A 15,086-nucleotide genomic window follows, 5' to 3' on the forward strand; every position below is an offset into this window, starting at 1 on the left:
GATTAGATTAAGTTTGTATCATCAAAAATCTTTTTTGTGAATCACGTTAATCTTGCTTATTTGCGACGATGTTTGGCAGTCGCTGCTAAATTTTCCTGCATAAACTCAAAACATTCAGGCTCATCACCTTTGGCTGCTTCACGCAATAAAATAGAAGTTGGATGCAGCAGTTTTTGGGTTAAACGATAGGAAAATTCTTGCATAACTTGTGCAGCATCTTCACCTTTGGCAATACGCGCCATCGCCAAATTTAATTCTTCCTGACGCAAGCTTTCGCCATGTTCACGGTAAGCATGAATGGTCGCACCTGCTTGCTGAACTTTTTGATGGGTCACCAACTCAGTCACAAGCTGATTGACCATTAGCTCTGCTTCCACAGCCGCCTGACGACGCTGCGCCAAGTTTTCATCAATCACGCTTTGCAGGTCATCGACCCCGTACAAATACACGCCATCCAAATTTTCAATTTTAGGATCAATATCACGTGGTACGGCCAAATCGACCAACAACATTTGCTGATAGCGACGTTTCTTTAACGCTGCTTTCACTTCAGGATAAGCAATCACCTGATGCAAACTACCCGTACAGCTTGAAATTACATCAGCGCGGTGTAAATTGGCTGCTAACTGATCAAATTCAATAATTTCAACTTCAACCCGATGCGCAATTTCTTGTGCCAAAGTTTCGGCGCGGGCGCGGGTACGGTTACAAATTAAAATTTTAGCGACGCCCATCTCAGCTAAATGCTTCGCTACAAGGCTATTCATTTCGCCTGCTGCCACCACCATCACGGTTAGTTTTTCAGGATGGCTAAATACTTGTAACGCCAGTTGCGCAACCGCATAACCCATAGACACGGCATGGCTGCCTACGGCAGTTTCTGAACGTACCCGTTTGGCAGCATAAAACGCATATTCAAAAATTCGGTTGAGTTGTTGCGAAACCGTATGTGAGTCTTTGGCTAAAGACAGCGCAGTTTTGACCTGACCTAAAATTTGCGGCTCACCCAACATGAGTGAATCTAGCCCACTGGCTACGCGCATTAAATGCGACACCGCCTGTGCATTTTCATAACGATAAACATGACGACTCAATTGCTTCGCATCAATACCATTGACGTGTGCAAGCCAATCCAACACCTGTTCTGGATGTTCAGACATGGCGTAGACTTCGGTACGGTTGCAGGTAGACACCACCACCAAATCATTCAGTTCGGGATGTTGGCTTTGCTCAGCAAGTAAGGCACTTAACTTTTCTGGGTTAAATGCAATTTGCTCGCGCAACTCTACAGAGGCGGTTTGATGGTTGACACCCAATGCAAAGAAAGACATATCAGATCATCATTTCGCTAAATTTATGCTATTGTGCAATAACGGTGTCATAAAAAGCATTACTTGGATCAAGAAAAATTGCGTCAAACAAATAGCCGACCATACGGCGCGACAATTAAGCAATATTCTACCACATTCTTACTGGTCGGTAGCATGGCTTCAGTTGCTCATCTTAGAGCATCTGAAGAAATTTATCATGCAAATTCAAATTATAATGCGGTAAAACAAACCATGGTGGCAGAATTTGCCTTGGCTTATGGCGATATTCCAACTGCATTACACAACTACACGGTCTTGGCAATTAAGAACAATTCGACTTCCATTAAACAACGCGCCCTGAATATTGCCATTGAACAAAATGACCTACGTGCCGCATTAGATATTGCAACACATTGGGTGGTACAAGAACCATCCGATGTCCCTGCACTGTTTTATTTGGCGCACATTGCACTCAAAGCGCATGAATATGACTTGGCTGCAGAAACCTTAGATAAAATTCTAAATATTGATGCCACGGCTGACTTAGAACAAATTTTGGCGGGAATTTCCCCTGAATCTGTAGAAGACCGTGAATTTCTGATTCAAGCCCTGCGCACCAGCAAAGCCAAAGACAATCCATCTATTTTGGTATTGATTGCAGGTTTAAAAGCGCAAAATGGACAATATCAAGCCGCGCTCGACACCATTAACAGAGCGTTGCGCAAACGCCCGAAAGTCACTGGCTATATTTTAATGAAAGCCAATTTGTTGAGCGTACTTGGCAATGAAGAAGAAACGGCAGCTTGGTATGCAAAATCCAGCTGTAAACACAAAAATAATTTTGAAGTCCGTTTAGCCGAAGCCAAATATTTGGTCAAAAAAAATGAAGCAACTTTGGCGCTAACAAAGCTAGAAGCTATTTTAAAAAAATGGCCTACGGAAGATGAAGCCTTATTTATTGCAGGTTTGACCAGTATTGACTTGAAACAATACGAAAAAGCCGAAAAATATTTAGTAGAGTTGCGCTATTCAGCCCAATATCAAAACGAAGCCTATTTCTATTTGGCAGTCAATGCCGAACGTAAACAGCACTTTGAAACAGCCAAAGCCTATTATCGTTTGGTCGATGGTAGCCTTTATACGGTTTCACGTCGCAACATGATCAGTATTTTTGCCCAGCAAGATAAACTGAACGATGCCCTGCGCTTTTTAACGCAGGAACGGGTCAACTATCCGCAGCACGCCAGTTTTTTATATCAGGCACAGGCCGATATTTTAAAACGTATGGATAATAAAAAAGCAGCACTGCGTTTGTTAGATGAAGCCATCAAAAACCTGCCCGATGATCCTGACCTGATCTATTCAGAAGTCTTACTATTGGATGCACATCAGGAAAAAGACAAACTGGATCAACTGCTCACCAAGTTACTGGAAATTGAGCCGAACAGCCCAACCTATTTAAATGCCTACGCCTATACTCTTGCACTGCAAAATCGTCGTTTGGATGAAGCGCGTCGCTATGTAGAGCAAGCACTTGAGTTTGCACCTGAACAGGCCTCTATTTTAGATACTTTAGGTTATGTCAGCTATTTGCAAAATGACTACACTGCTTCGGCACAGGCTTTGGAAAAAGCCTACGCGCTGAGTCATAGTGCCGCGATTGGCTCACGTTATGCAAAATCGTTGTATATGCAAGGAGATATTCAAAAATTCAGCCAAGTGTTACAACAATTACAACAAAATCATCCGAATGATCCGCAATTGCAACAATTAAATTCGCTATTGTTAGCGCAGCCAGTTAAAAAGAGTTAAAAGATTCATGCGTTTATTTTCAAAATTAGGATTAACCCTTTTTGCCACCAGTAGCCTTGTGCTGACAGGTTGTCAGCCTTTTGTGCAATCTCCTGCCCATGTTTCACAGCAAGTTGAAGCCGAAAATCAGTTTAACCTACAAGGCAAAATTGGTGTGCGCACTCCGCAGCAATCTGGCAGTGCCTTTTTTACTTGGGTACAGCAGCAACAGCAGTTTGATATTGAACTGAGCGGCATTTTGGGCGTTGGTAAAACGCAAATTAGCGGACAACCAGGACAAGTCACCCTCAACAGTGCCAAAACAGGGATAATTTATGCCGAAAGTCCTGAAGAACTGTTAGAACAAGCCACAGGTTGGCAAGCGCCCATCACCCACTTGGTCGATTGGGTACAAGCCCGACCTGCAACGGTCAATGCCCAAATTCAAAAAGACCCCCAACAGCGCCCGACTCAATTTATTGAAGATGGTTGGACGGTCGATTTGAGCTATAACGACAGTGCCAGTTTGCCAAACCGTCTGATTTTGAAACAAGCACTTGAATCAGGGCAAGAAAACCGTATTACAATGCTCATCCAAAATCGTTAATCACTTGCCAAGTTTCGCCATGATTCGTGTACCCTCACCTGCCAAATTAAATCTGTTTTTGCACATTACTGGGCGTCGTGACAACGGCTACCATGAATTGCAGACTATTTTTCAACTGATTGATTTATACGACTGGCTAGAATTTGAAGTCAATGATACTCAAAGCATTCAAATTCAGGGTTTAAACAGTGTCAATTTAGAGCAAAACCTGATTTACAAAGCCACGCAAATTTTAAAACCCTACGCGAAACAAGCCACAGGTTTAAATATTAAAATTGAGAAGCACATCCCTATGGGTGCAGGGCTTGGCGGAGGTTCATCCAATGCCGCAACCACCTTAATTGTAGTCAATCAACTTTGGCAATGTGGCTTGGATACTCAAAAACTAGCTGAACTTGGTTTACAGCTCGGAGCAGATGTACCGATCTTTGTGCATGGTCGTAATGCATGGGCAGAAGGCATTGGTGAACAGTTAACATTCATAGACTTAGCCCCAAAACAATATATTGTGTTAAAACCTGACTGTTTTATCAGCACTCAACTACTTTTTTCACAAAAAACATTGACAAGAAACACGAAGCCCACTAAATTCTGCGGCTATCAGATAAAGCCATCTGACTTTGGAAATAATTTTGAGCCTGTGGCACGAAATTTATACCCCGAAGTTGATGAAGCAATGCGTTATTTAGACCAATTTGGTCAAGCAAAGCTTACAGGTACAGGTGCTTGTGTCTTTACTGAAGTGACTGCAGAAATGAATGTAGACGACATTTTGGCACACTCACCATGTACTGCGTACGTTGTGAACAGCTTAGATGAATCTCCATTACGACATTTCACAGTACAATAGGGGTATCGCCAAGTGGTAAGGCACCGGTTTTTGATATCGGCATCCGTTGGTTCGAATCCAGCTACCCCTGCCATCTCTTTCACCTGTAGATTACTGTATTAGGGGTATCGCCAAGTGGTAAGGCACCGGTTTTTGATATCGGCATCCGTTGGTTCGAATCCAGCTACCCCTGCCATCTTACAGTGATCAAATCTAGGGGTATCGCCAAGTGGTAAGGCACCGGTTTTTGATATCGGCATCCGTTGGTTCGAATCCAGCTACCCCTGCCATTTTCTCGCATTAGACAGAACCCCCAATATTACCGCTATCCTGTTAATTTACCTTGACAGAACGCAGTAAAAATATTAAAGTTCTGCCGCATTAGGGGTATCGCCAAGTGGTAAGGCACCGGTTTTTGATATCGGCATCCGTTGGTTCGAATCCAGCTACCCCTGCCATCTATTCTTACATACACCAACCGCCAAGGGTGCTTCATGCCCAATCTTGTCGTTTTTAGTGGAACCGCGCATCCACAATTCGCTCAAAAAGTCGTAAGCCACTTGCACATTCCTTTAGGTGCTGCATCAGTTTCTACCTTCTCTGATGGTGAGATCGCTGTAGAGATTACCGAGAATGTCCGTGGTAAAGACGTATTTATCGTACAACCTACTTGTGCGCCAACCAATGACAACCTCATGGAAATCTTGGTGATGGCTGACGCGTTGCGTCGTGCAAGTGCAGGTCGTATTACTGCCGTTATTCCTTACTTCGGTTATGCCCGCCAAGACCGTCGTCCTCGTTCTACACGTGTTCCAATTACCGCTAAAGTGGTTGCAGATATGCTAACGACTGTGGGTATTGACCGTGTGGTGATGATTGACTTGCACGCAGACCAAATTCAAGGTTTCTTCGACATCCCTGTAGACAACATTTATGGTACGCCTGCGCTATTGGCTGACCTGCGTCAACAGTCACACGACAACCTAATGGTGGTTTCACCAGACGTTGGTGGTGTGGTTCGTGCACGCGCTGTTGCAAAACAAATGGGTGATATCGATCTTGCAATTATCGATAAACGTCGTCAAAAAGCGAATGAATCACAAGTGATGCATTTGATTGGTGATGTAAAAGATCGTGACTGTGTCATTGTAGATGACATGGTAGATACTGCGGGCACATTATGCAAAGCCGCTGATGCACTGAAAACTTTTGGTGCACGTCGTGTTGTTGCTTATGCAACCCACCCTGTACTTTCAGGCAAAGCAATTGAAAACCTTAAAAATTCTGTAATTGATGAATTGGTTGTAACTGACACTATTCCTCTTTCAGAAGAAGCGCAAGCGCTTGGCAAAATCCGTCAAGTGTCTGTTGCGAGTATGGTTGCAGAAACAATTCGTCGTATTAACAACGAAGAATCTATTAGCGCAATGTTCGATTCTTATCTATAATAGAGCGCTGAATTTTCAAAGCCCTGCCAATTGGCAGGGTTTTCTATCACTAGATTGGTCGCAGATCTAGTTTATTTAAACTCAAAATAAGGATGTCTATCATGGCAAACTTCGTATTAAACGCTCAAGCGCGTGAAGCAGCTAACCAAGGGAAAGGTGCGAGCCGCCGCCTTCGTCACGCTGCATTAGTTCCAGCTATCATTTATGGTGGCGACGCTGAGCCAGTAGCTGTTACTTTAGAACTTCGTGAGCTTGTAAAAGCTTTAGAAAGCAACGCTTTCTTTGAAGAAGTTGTAGAAATCAAAGTAGGCGACAAAGTTGAAAGCGTTAAAATCCAAGCTTTACAACGTCACCCTGCTAAAAACACACCTATGCACGCTGACTTCAAACGCGCATAAGTGTTTACGGTGTAATTAGTGGCTAATATTTCACTGATTGTTGGTTTGGGCAACCCTGGTAAAGAGTATGCCCAAACCCGCCATAATGCAGGTTTCTGGTTTGTAGAACAGCTTGCAGATCAATATGGCATTACGTTAAAAGCCGATCCTAAATTTCACGGGATCAGCGGTCGCGGTAATATCGAAGGTCAAGACGTTCGTCTGTTATTACCCACAACCTTTATGAATCGTTCTGGTCAAAGTGTTGTTCCCTTCGCCAAATTCTATCAAATTGCGCCTGAAGCTATGCTGATTGCTCATGATGAACTGGACATGAACCCAGGGATCATCCGCCTAAAAACAGGTGGTGGTCATGGTGGTCATAACGGTTTGCGTGACATCGTACCGCATACAGGTCCAAATTTTCATCGTTTACGCATTGGTATTGGGCACCCGGGTTCAAAAGAACGCGTATCAGGCCATGTACTCAGCAAAGCATCAAGTAGCGAACAAACCCTTATGGACGATGCTCTTGCACATGCCTTGGGTCGCATCAAATTACTGGTCAATGGCGACGTACAACAAGCCATGAATCAAATCAATGCCTATAAACCGAACTAATAAATCTACAATTGTTGAACAATCACACTTGCCTTGTCGCTATTTTGAGAGCAAAATGCGCTTTCTGCTCAGTACTGACCGCAGTCAAGCAGTGATTGAATTCACCATAAGATAAAATCTTAGGTCCACTAAGGAGACGCTCACCATGCTATCTCGTTTATTAAAATGCAAAATCCACCGTGCTTTTGTAACTCATGCAGAACTTCACTATGAAGGTTCTTGTGCAATTGACGGAACGCTTATGGATTTGGCTGGCATTCGTGAATATGAAGAAATCCACGTATGGAACGTGACCAATGGTAAGCGCTTCACGACTTATGCCATTCGTGGTGAAGACAATTCAGGGATCATTTCTGTCAATGGTGGCGCAGCACATCAAGCCGATGTAGGCGATATTATTATCATTGCAACCTTTGGTGATTTCACTGAAGCAGAAGCCAATGCACATCAACCGCGTTTGGTTTATGCAAACCCAGACAACACAGTCAGTCACACAGCAAATTGTATTCCAGTACAAGTGGCGTAATTCCCCTGCTGTATGCAATAAAAAACTCGCAATTTTTGCGAGTTTTTTTATATCCAAATTTAGGGGCATTTTATGACAACAGCATGAATTGCTTTTGAATGAGCAATTAACTTTCTTGCAGTTTATGCAACAGACTATGGCTAATACCATCAGCCCTTAAAAATGCAAAATCATAACTTGCGGTTGCAAGCGCCAACACGCGACGTTCAAACTCCTGCCACAAAGGTCGCACTTCTTTGTAGTGAATGCCCAAGCCGCTCTCATCGGTAAAATGTCGATTTTTTTCACAAATTTTCAGTGCATGGTACAGCTTACGCCCTTTTGAAGCATCATCTCGTAAACGCACACGCTTAGAGCGGATAAACCCCTCAACATGACGCAGGTCGGCAAACGGCAACATAGGCACTAAAATCTGATCGAGCTGTGCATCTAAACGACGCCAAACGGCAGTGTGTTGTTCAGGCGTATAGCTGTTCCATCGAATCACTTCATGGTTAAAGCGACGGCAACCTCGACAGACAGCATCACCAAACACCGTAGAACAACGACCTGCACACGGGGTTAAAGTGGCAATTTGACGATCCTTACTCAACACAACACTCCAATATTTAACAACACCTGTTGGCGCATCAACATGAACACAACATTCTTCTTTGAAACGAGTGGCATCATACCCCGTTCTGCTACATTTTTAAAATGTTGTGTCGTGCTTTAAAAACCATGTACCGCACTCGGTTTTCTCGCATATTCACACAAAGCAGGTTAGAATATGCGCCTTAAATTTTTGTCTTTCATCTATTGGAGTACTCCATGAACGCTACTGTAGAACAGCTTGCACCTGTAGAACAGCCAGCGACCACGACTTGGGTTGTTGCCGCACTTTATCAATTCAAAGAAGTTGCAGATCCTGCCGATCTTCAACAACGCTTATTAGATTTGGTAAATTCAATCAACCTTTGCGGTACTCTCATTGTGGCAGGTGAAGGCATTAATGGAACTGTAGCGGGTGATCGTGCCGCGATTGATCAAGTTCACCAATTTCTGTTGGATGAAGGCTTTACCGCAATGGAATACAAAGAGTCACATAGCTCTGAAAAGCCATTCCGTAAAATGAAAATCAAGCTGAAAAAAGAAATTGTGACTTTGGGTGTAGAAGTAAAACCACGTGATTTAGTCGGTCACTACCTAGACCCGAAAGAATGGAATGAACTGATTGCCCGTGACGATGTCATTCTGATTGATACCCGTAATGACTATGAATACAAAGCAGGAACGTTTAAGGGCGCAATTGACCCGAAAACTGAAACGTTCCGTGAATTTCCAGAATATGTGAAACAAAACCTAGAACAGCATAAAGATAAAAAAATTGCGATGTTCTGCACAGGCGGGATTCGTTGTGAGAAATCGACCTCTTTATTGTTGCAAGAAGGTTTTACCGAGGTTTATCACTTAAAAGGTGGCGTACTTAAATACTTAGAAGAAACACCAGCAGATGAAAGCTTATGGGAAGGTGAATGTTTCGTATTTGATGGCCGTACTGCGGTGACACATGGTATGCAAGAAGGTCAAAACACCAAATGTCATGCTTGCGGTTGGCCATTACTGCCTGAAGAAGTTGAATTACCAAGCTATGAACACGGTGTATCTTGTGTGTACTGTATTGATAAAACCAGTGAGAAACAAAAAGAAGGTTTCCGTATGCGCCAATCACAAATTGCCGCAGCTAAACGTAAACGTCTGTAATCCGTACAGGCTCATACACATCAACAAGGTCTAACAAAAGCCATGTTGATGTTGTATCGACCACTCTAATCATATTGAAAAAGTCCTCATCCAGTATGGGGATTTTTTATGTCTACATATATGCTTCACGCAAGATTACATAGAACATAAAAATACAACGCTTGTTTACCAAGCATTGCGCAATATCCCCAGATTGGGTGATAGCATTCAATCAAAATAAGCCACAAAATCTGTGGCTATATTGGTGCAGATGTTCAGCACAAACTCAACATCTCCCATAACCCAAAATTCAAGGATCGTTATGTATTCCTAAATTTATATGCCGCAATCAGGAGTGACGCTATGCCTAAAACAACAATTTCAAATTCAATGCACACACTACGTTTTACGCCTGTAAAATCTGTGACTGCTACGCATAGCGCAACAATGCAAGATGGTTTGGAACATGAATCTCATACTTTTATTGTGGCTTTAGGTGCAATTTTAGGCAGTATTATTGCGGCATTTGTTGGCTATCATCTACAAGCGCATTTCTTGAATTACGCCCTGCTCTGTGCCATTCCTATACTTGTGGCATATAGCTTAAGACGTGTATATATCTATACCCTGACCCATGCAGAGCTTGATTAAGTCTAAATTGCGCAAGACTTTACTGTTCGTCCAATACTGCTTAGGATAGAAGCACTTTTCTAAAGCACAACTTGCATGAACTTAACTGAATGGATTATTTCCATTATGGAACAACTGGGCTACCTTGGTATTGCCCTGTTAATGTTTCTGGATAATGTTTTTCCACCCGTTCCTTCTGAAATTATTATGCCCTCTGCAGGCTATTCTGCATCGCAAGGGCAATTACTGCTATTGGGTGTCATCATTGCAGGCTGTATCGGCTCGTTGTTCGCAGCGGCAGTGTTATATTGGGTAGGTTATCGCTGCAAACATGAAAGTATTTACCACTGGGTCAATCGCTACGGTAAATATCTATGGATTAAAGAACAAGACGTCCGAAACTCCCTGCATTGGTTTGAACAATATGGACATCGGATTGTATTTTTTGGGCGCATGATTCCCGCTATTCGTTCTCTCATCAGTATTCCTGCAGGCATGAGCCACATGCCATTTTGGAAATTTATGTTTTATAGTGGTTTAGGCACAATTATTTGGACCACTTTTTTAGCTTGCGTGGGTTATTATTTTGGTGAAAACCAACAATTGATGCAGCAAATTTTCAGTCAGGTCAGCCATGTCATTATAGGCTTGGTGCTCTTAGTCATCGCAATTATTTTATACCGTAGGCATCGCCGTAAAATGCGTGACTAATGCTTGTGTTGCTGCGCAATTGAATCAATTTTTTGGGGAAAATCAGACATGAAACCATATTTATTATTTTTTGCTGCGGTTTACAGTATTACGCTGGTCTTACTCATTACCGTATTGATTTTTGGTCTGAACTTAGGTGGCTTGACCTTGCTCCCTGCATTAATTGCCGCAGCATTCATTAGCGCAGGACATTTTGTCAAAAAAGAACAACGCTTACCGAGCAGTGATGAAAAAATTCAACTGGTTTGGGGCTCAAGTGCGGTGGCAATTATTATTGGTAGCTTCTTTGTGTTTTTCTTGGTGCTGATGAATCCGAATGCAGAAGCCATTTTAAAAGCTGCAGATAAAGCAGGACTAGCACTGGCTGCGGTGGTGATGCTGTGTTTGATTGCGATTCATGGTGCAGTTTTTCATGTTGCCTATGGTTGGTATGCGAACCGTTATTATCAAAAAAAGTACTTATAAGCTTACCTAAAGTACGTATTTCACACTGAACCGCAACATCAAACACTTAAAATCAACATCAGGCTGATATATCACACATAAATTTACGTCTGACATGCGCTGTAACTGAAATGCATTCTGAATAGGCTATAAGCCTACATTGTAGCAGCGTAGATTAAGCCTATTCATAGCGATTTATGAATATAGGAACGCTATAACGCATACAAAGATAAAAAGGTGATTCGAATGTCAGATTTTGAACGCAATGAAAAAATTGACCGTGATGTGGTTAAGAACTTACCAAAAGAAGAACGTGATCGCTTAAATGCCGATCCAATTACAGGAGAACCTGGTGCACACCCTGTCGGTACTGGTTTAGGTGCTGTTGGCGGTGCGGCTACTGGTGCAACAGTAGGTGCGCTGGGTGGTCCAGTAGGTGCTGTGGTCGGTGGTGCTGTAGGCGCTGTAGTGGGTGGTTTGGCAGGTAAAGGTGCAGCAGAAGTTGTGAACCCTACCGAAGAAGAAGCTTACTGGCGTACCAATAGCTTAAATACAACCTACTTTACAGAAACACGCAACCATTATCATGATTTAGATTATGATCGTGACTATCAAAATGCCTATCGCATTGGTTATGAAAACCGCCCACATTATGATACGCACACACGTTTCGAAGATGTTGAGCCCGATCTAAGAAGCAAATGGGAACAAATTAAAGGCAGTTCACGCTTAACGTGGGAACAAGCTAAATTTGCTGTCAAAGATGCTTGGGATCGTGCGACACGCTAATTGGTAACATGATCATTGAAGCGCCATAATAAAAAACGCACTGCGATTTGCGCAGTGCGTTTTTTTTATGAGGATTACATATTACACAATATGTAAACCAAGCCATTAATCAGGCGTGTGGTACATCAAATATAATTCATTCAGGTTTTCAGGAATTTCTTCTGCAATTTCGTCCATTAACTGACCATTGCGACGAAAAGATTCCATTTGTGGATCTTCTTCATCAATGCCGCTAAACACCATCATTGGCAAAGTTAAATCAACCAATTGCTCTTCAAATTCAGGCGTAAACCATGCTTCTTCGTTTAAGAACATCGCATCGACAAAGCCAACGCTCCAATCACCCAAACTTGAATCAACTTCTGCTTCTTCAATTTCAAATGGAAACTCAATGCCTTCTTCATTGGCTAAACTTTGGCGAATGCTTTCTAACCAAGCCTGAATTTGCGCAATAATTTCAGCAGGCACTTTCTTTTGGTTGCCTTCAAACAATTCATTTAACCATGGGTCAAATTGAGGTCCAACTGCAATGGCACACAAGAAACCATGCGTTGCAGCGAAGTCTAGACCATACTCGTTTTGGTCACCATCTAGATATTCACTTAACAGGTCTAAATCTAAAGCAGTCATTTCAAATCCATCGGTGTCAATTTAGGGGTGTAGCATAGCATTTTCAATGCCAGATACAGTACCTGATTTTAGTCATCTTCATCGTCAAAATCGTCGTCATCGTCAAAATCATAATCAAAATCTTTGAGCTCACGTTCCAAACGACGTTGTGCGAGTAAATCATCAATCAAACGGCGCTTTTCTAAAGATTCTTTCGCGCTTATTTTGTTTGATGCCTCATCGAAATTAACATCATCATCACCGTAGTTATCATCTAGTTCAAAATCTGTAGAAGACACTAAAACTACCTCAGAATGAAAAAATGTGAAGGGTCTAGCCGCTATTTATCTGCCTTTATAAATATTGTCAAGTTTTATTTATTTTTTTCAAAAAACTGCAACATAGACAGCTTGCAACATTGCGGCAAATTTGTGTATTTATGAACAAGTTAGTATCATTATTTGAGATTCGCCCCAATCATAAAAATATTTTGCGGGCAAAAAGGAAATTGACTTGAAAAACAGTAATGAAGCCCCATATTCCTATCACATTCTTCATTCAAACATCATTTTAAAATCATGCTTGATTGATCAATTCACCCCCTATTTAAAGCGAATTGTGCTATCATGCACGGTTTTTCACTGCCACAGATTCAACGAAGAGTAAGCAAAGATGAGCGATATGAATTCCCCTACTTCGCAAGTAGCGGCTCTGATTAGCCGAGGCAAAGAGCAAGGTTACCTAACTTACGCTGAGGTTAACGATCATCTCCCGGACTCAATCACAGAAAGCGAGCAGATTGAAGACATTATTCAAATGCTTCAAGACGTCGGTATTCCTGTGCATGAACGTGCGCCTGAATCTGATGATGCAATGTTCGAGGATAATGCGGAAGCTGCCGACGAAGTTGCTGAAGAAGAAGCTGCAGCGGTACTTGCCTCTGTAGAAAATGAGCCTGGTCGCACCACAGACCCTGTGCGTATGTATATGCGTGAAATGGGTACGGTTGAGCTGTTAACGCGTGAAGGTGAAATTAGCATTGCGAAACGTATTGAAGAAGGGATTCGCGATGTACTTCACTCGATTGCCTACTGGCCAAACGCAGTGCAAGTGGTACTGCAAGAATATAAAGATTATGAAGCAGGCGAACGTCGCCTTGCCGATATTTTATCAGGTTATTTAGACCCTGAAACCGATGAAGAAATTCCAGAAGTTTTAGAAGACGAAGCCGATTTAGACAAAGAAGAAGACACCAGCAACAAACCAACCAAAGACGTCAAACTTGATGATGACGATGAGGAAGAAGAAGCTGAAGCCGAAGAAGAATCTGAAGCAGATTCAGGTCCAGACCCAGAAATTGCAAGAATGCGTTTTGGTGAATTGGAACAGGCTTATCTTGCAAAAATTGCTGCCATTGAAAAACATGGTCGTGAAAGTGCCGAAGCTCAAGAGGCTTTAGAAGCTTTAGCGACTGTATTCATGATGTTTAAATTTACGCCACGTTTATTCGATATTATTTCGGAAATGATTCGTGGTACACATGAACAAATTCGTACTGCTGAACGTGAAGTGATGCGTTATGCGGTGCGTCGTGGTCGTATGGATCGTACTCAATTCCGTACCTCATTCCCAGGTCAGGAATCTAACTTTGCTTGGTTAGACGAGCACATTGCCAAAGCACCTGCCGACCAAAAAGGCTATTTGGAAAAAGTACGTCCAGATATTTTGGCGTTCCAACAAAAAATTGCCGACATTGAAAAAGAGTTAGGCTTAGATGTTAAAGGCATCAAAGAAATTTCTAAGCGTATGGCAGTAGGCGAAGCCAAAGCCCGTCGTGCGAAGAAAGAAATGGTTGAAGCCAACTTGCGTCTGGTTATTTCGATTGCAAAAAAATACACCAACCGTGGTTTACAATTCCTAGACTTGATTCAGGAAGGTAACATCGGCTTGATGAAAGCGGTAGACAAGTTCGAATACCGTCGTGGTTATAAGTTCTCGACTTATGCAACATGGTGGATTCGTCAGGCGATTACCCGTTCTATTGCCGACCAAGCGCGTACCATTCGTATTCCAGTACACATGATCGAAACCATTAACAAGATCAACCGTGTATCGCGTCAATTGCTTCAGGAAATGGGTCGTGAACCGACTCCAGAAGAATTAGGCGAACGCTTGGAAATGGATGAAGTTAAAGTTCGTAAAGTTCTGAAAATTGCCAAAGAGCCGATTTCTATGGAAACGCCAATTGGTGATGATGAAGATTCACATTTGGGTGACTTCATTGAGGACAGCAACATCACCTCACCTGTTGATGCGGCAACCTCTGAAGGCTTAAAAGAAGCGACCCGTGAAGTGCTTGAAAACTTGACTGAACGTGAAGCCAAAGTTCTGAAAATGCGTTTTGGTATTGATATGCCAACCGATCATACTTTGGAAGAAGTTGGGAAGCAGTTTGATGTGACCCGTGAACGTATCCGTCAGATTGAAGCCAAAGCCTTACGTAAACTTCGTCACCCTTCTCGTTCTGAACACTTACGCTCGTTCTTGGAAAATGACTAAGATTGCTGCATAAATGAGCTATTGAAATTTTTAAATTCAGCCTCATTTATTCAACAAGACAAAAAACGCCTGCCCTATGCAGGCGTTTGATATAGAGATAGAGACACACGCTT

At 42.5% G+C, this 15,086-nt stretch carries 17 protein-coding genes and 4 tRNA genes; 17 read left to right on the forward strand and 4 right to left on the reverse strand.

Features of this window, described 5'->3' with window-relative positions; all coding sequences use genetic code 11:
* Nucleotides 1-56: 56 nt before the first annotated feature.
* Nucleotides 57-1,331 carry a glutamyl-tRNA reductase gene (gene hemA / locus FTT71_RS02425; RefSeq protein ID WP_179996888.1) on the reverse strand — a complete coding sequence of 425 codons (1,275 nt, stop codon included), beginning with the start codon at nt 1,329-1,331 and terminating at the stop codon, nt 57-59.
* 78 nt (nt 1,332-1,409) lie between these two features.
* On the opposite strand from hemA, the gene FTT71_RS02430 reads away from it, so the two are divergent.
* From FTT71_RS02430 to panD, 11 genes are all read left to right on the forward strand, one after another.
* Nucleotides 1,410-3,122, forward strand: coding sequence for a tetratricopeptide repeat protein (locus tag FTT71_RS02430; protein ID WP_180061198.1), 1,713 nt, complete (start codon nt 1,410-1,412; stop codon nt 3,120-3,122).
* 7 nt (nt 3,123-3,129) lie between these two features.
* The gene (lolB, locus tag FTT71_RS02435) at nt 3,130-3,708 is read left to right on the forward strand and encodes a lipoprotein insertase outer membrane protein LolB (protein ID WP_180061199.1); all 579 of its coding nucleotides are present in this window, start codon (nt 3,130-3,132) and stop codon (nt 3,706-3,708) included.
* A gap of 19 nt (nt 3,709-3,727) precedes the next feature.
* Nucleotides 3,728-4,558, forward strand: coding sequence for a 4-(cytidine 5'-diphospho)-2-C-methyl-D-erythritol kinase (gene ispE / locus FTT71_RS02440; protein ID WP_131260682.1), 831 nt, complete (start codon nt 3,728-3,730; stop codon nt 4,556-4,558).
* Nucleotides 4,557-4,631: transfer RNA gene (locus FTT71_RS02445), tRNA-Gln, on the forward strand. The genes ispE and FTT71_RS02445 overlap by 2 nt, the downstream gene beginning before the upstream one ends.
* 27 nt (nt 4,632-4,658) lie before the next feature.
* Nucleotides 4,659-4,733, forward strand: a tRNA-Gln gene (locus FTT71_RS02450).
* 19 nt (nt 4,734-4,752) lie between these two features.
* Nucleotides 4,753-4,827 (forward strand) — tRNA-Gln (locus FTT71_RS02455).
* Between the two features lie 93 nt (nt 4,828-4,920).
* Nucleotides 4,921-4,995: transfer RNA gene (locus FTT71_RS02460), tRNA-Gln, on the forward strand.
* Between the two features lie 36 nt (nt 4,996-5,031).
* Nucleotides 5,032-5,985, forward strand: a complete 954-nt coding sequence (locus tag FTT71_RS02465; protein WP_004972226.1) for a ribose-phosphate pyrophosphokinase — start codon at nt 5,032-5,034, stop codon at nt 5,983-5,985.
* Between the two features lie 101 nt (nt 5,986-6,086).
* Nucleotides 6,087-6,383 (forward strand): 50S ribosomal protein L25, encoded by a 297-nt coding sequence (rplY, locus tag FTT71_RS02470; RefSeq protein WP_168418024.1) that lies wholly within the window; start codon nt 6,087-6,089, stop codon nt 6,381-6,383.
* A gap of 18 nt (nt 6,384-6,401) precedes the next feature.
* Nucleotides 6,402-6,983, forward strand: coding sequence for an aminoacyl-tRNA hydrolase (pth, locus tag FTT71_RS02475; RefSeq protein WP_180160682.1), 582 nt, complete (start codon nt 6,402-6,404; stop codon nt 6,981-6,983).
* A gap of 145 nt (nt 6,984-7,128) precedes the next feature.
* Nucleotides 7,129-7,509: an aspartate 1-decarboxylase gene (gene panD, locus FTT71_RS02480; protein ID WP_168418022.1), complete on the forward strand. Its 381-nt coding sequence runs from the start codon at nt 7,129-7,131 to the stop codon at nt 7,507-7,509.
* A gap of 106 nt (nt 7,510-7,615) precedes the next feature.
* Here panD and FTT71_RS02485 read toward each other — a convergent pair whose 3' ends face one another.
* Nucleotides 7,616-8,101 carry a DUF1289 domain-containing protein gene (locus tag FTT71_RS02485; protein WP_180160683.1) on the reverse strand — a complete coding sequence of 162 codons (486 nt, stop codon included), beginning with the start codon at nt 8,099-8,101 and terminating at the stop codon, nt 7,616-7,618.
* A gap of 218 nt (nt 8,102-8,319) precedes the next feature.
* On the opposite strand from FTT71_RS02485, the gene FTT71_RS02490 reads away from it, so the two are divergent.
* The 5 genes from FTT71_RS02490 (at nt 8,320) to FTT71_RS02510 (ending at nt 11,805) form a co-directional block, all read left to right on the forward strand.
* Nucleotides 8,320-9,252 (forward strand): rhodanese-related sulfurtransferase, encoded by a 933-nt coding sequence (locus FTT71_RS02490; protein WP_004972236.1) that lies wholly within the window; start codon nt 8,320-8,322, stop codon nt 9,250-9,252.
* A gap of 342 nt (nt 9,253-9,594) precedes the next feature.
* Nucleotides 9,595-9,882, forward strand: a complete 288-nt coding sequence (locus tag FTT71_RS02495) for a hypothetical protein (protein WP_180043592.1) — start codon at nt 9,595-9,597, stop codon at nt 9,880-9,882.
* 75 nt (nt 9,883-9,957) lie between these two features.
* On the forward strand, nt 9,958-10,572 hold the full coding sequence (locus tag FTT71_RS02500) for a DedA family protein (protein ID WP_004972240.1): 615 nt from the start codon (nt 9,958-9,960) through the stop codon (nt 10,570-10,572).
* Nucleotides 10,573-10,620: 48 nt separating this feature from the next.
* On the forward strand, nt 10,621-11,037 hold the full coding sequence (locus tag FTT71_RS02505) for an ABZJ_00895 family protein (protein WP_004972241.1): 417 nt from the start codon (nt 10,621-10,623) through the stop codon (nt 11,035-11,037).
* 225 nt (nt 11,038-11,262) lie between these two features.
* The gene (locus tag FTT71_RS02510; RefSeq protein ID WP_096901027.1) at nt 11,263-11,805 is read left to right on the forward strand and encodes a hypothetical protein; all 543 of its coding nucleotides are present in this window, start codon (nt 11,263-11,265) and stop codon (nt 11,803-11,805) included.
* Between the two features lie 105 nt (nt 11,806-11,910).
* Here FTT71_RS02510 and FTT71_RS02515 read toward each other — a convergent pair whose 3' ends face one another.
* Nucleotides 11,911-12,435, reverse strand: coding sequence for a YecA family protein (locus FTT71_RS02515; protein WP_004972244.1), 525 nt, complete (start codon nt 12,433-12,435; stop codon nt 11,911-11,913).
* Nucleotides 12,436-12,503: 68 nt separating this feature from the next.
* Nucleotides 12,504-12,713, reverse strand: a complete 210-nt coding sequence (locus FTT71_RS02520) for a PA3496 family putative envelope integrity protein (protein WP_004972246.1) — start codon at nt 12,711-12,713, stop codon at nt 12,504-12,506.
* A gap of 373 nt (nt 12,714-13,086) precedes the next feature.
* Between FTT71_RS02520 and rpoD the strand changes: the two genes are divergently transcribed.
* Nucleotides 13,087-14,973 (forward strand): RNA polymerase sigma factor RpoD, encoded by a 1,887-nt coding sequence (gene rpoD / locus FTT71_RS02525; RefSeq protein ID WP_004972247.1) that lies wholly within the window; start codon nt 13,087-13,089, stop codon nt 14,971-14,973.
* Nucleotides 14,974-15,086 lie beyond the last annotated feature (113 nt).

It is taken from the genome of Acinetobacter sp. YH01004 (genome assembly GCF_013420455.1).
GTDB lineage: Bacteria > Pseudomonadota > Gammaproteobacteria > Pseudomonadales > Moraxellaceae > Acinetobacter > Acinetobacter towneri.

Excerpts from the sequence above, each read along its gene's own strand:
- hemA (WP_179996888.1), bottom strand. The coding sequence starts at position 1,331 with ATGTCTTTCTTTGCATTGGGTGTCAACCATCAAACCGCCTCTGTAGAG.
- lolB (WP_180061199.1), top strand. The coding sequence starts at position 3,130 with ATGCGTTTATTTTCAAAATTAGGATTAACCCTTTTTGCCACCAGTAGC.
- ispE (WP_131260682.1), top strand. The coding sequence starts at position 3,728 with ATGATTCGTGTACCCTCACCTGCCAAATTAAATCTGTTTTTGCACATT.
- FTT71_RS02465 (WP_004972226.1), top strand. The coding sequence starts at position 5,032 with ATGCCCAATCTTGTCGTTTTTAGTGGAACCGCGCATCCACAATTCGCT.
- rplY (WP_168418024.1), top strand. The coding sequence starts at position 6,087 with ATGGCAAACTTCGTATTAAACGCTCAAGCGCGTGAAGCAGCTAACCAA.
- panD (WP_168418022.1), top strand. The coding sequence starts at position 7,129 with ATGCTATCTCGTTTATTAAAATGCAAAATCCACCGTGCTTTTGTAACT.
- FTT71_RS02490 (WP_004972236.1), top strand. The coding sequence starts at position 8,320 with ATGAACGCTACTGTAGAACAGCTTGCACCTGTAGAACAGCCAGCGACC.
- FTT71_RS02495 (WP_180043592.1), top strand. The coding sequence starts at position 9,595 with ATGCCTAAAACAACAATTTCAAATTCAATGCACACACTACGTTTTACG.
- FTT71_RS02500 (WP_004972240.1), top strand. The coding sequence starts at position 9,958 with ATGAACTTAACTGAATGGATTATTTCCATTATGGAACAACTGGGCTAC.
- FTT71_RS02505 (WP_004972241.1), top strand. The coding sequence starts at position 10,621 with ATGAAACCATATTTATTATTTTTTGCTGCGGTTTACAGTATTACGCTG.
- FTT71_RS02510 (WP_096901027.1), top strand. The coding sequence starts at position 11,263 with ATGTCAGATTTTGAACGCAATGAAAAAATTGACCGTGATGTGGTTAAG.
- FTT71_RS02515 (WP_004972244.1), bottom strand. The coding sequence starts at position 12,435 with ATGACTGCTTTAGATTTAGACCTGTTAAGTGAATATCTAGATGGTGAC.
- rpoD (WP_004972247.1), top strand. The coding sequence starts at position 13,087 with ATGAGCGATATGAATTCCCCTACTTCGCAAGTAGCGGCTCTGATTAGC.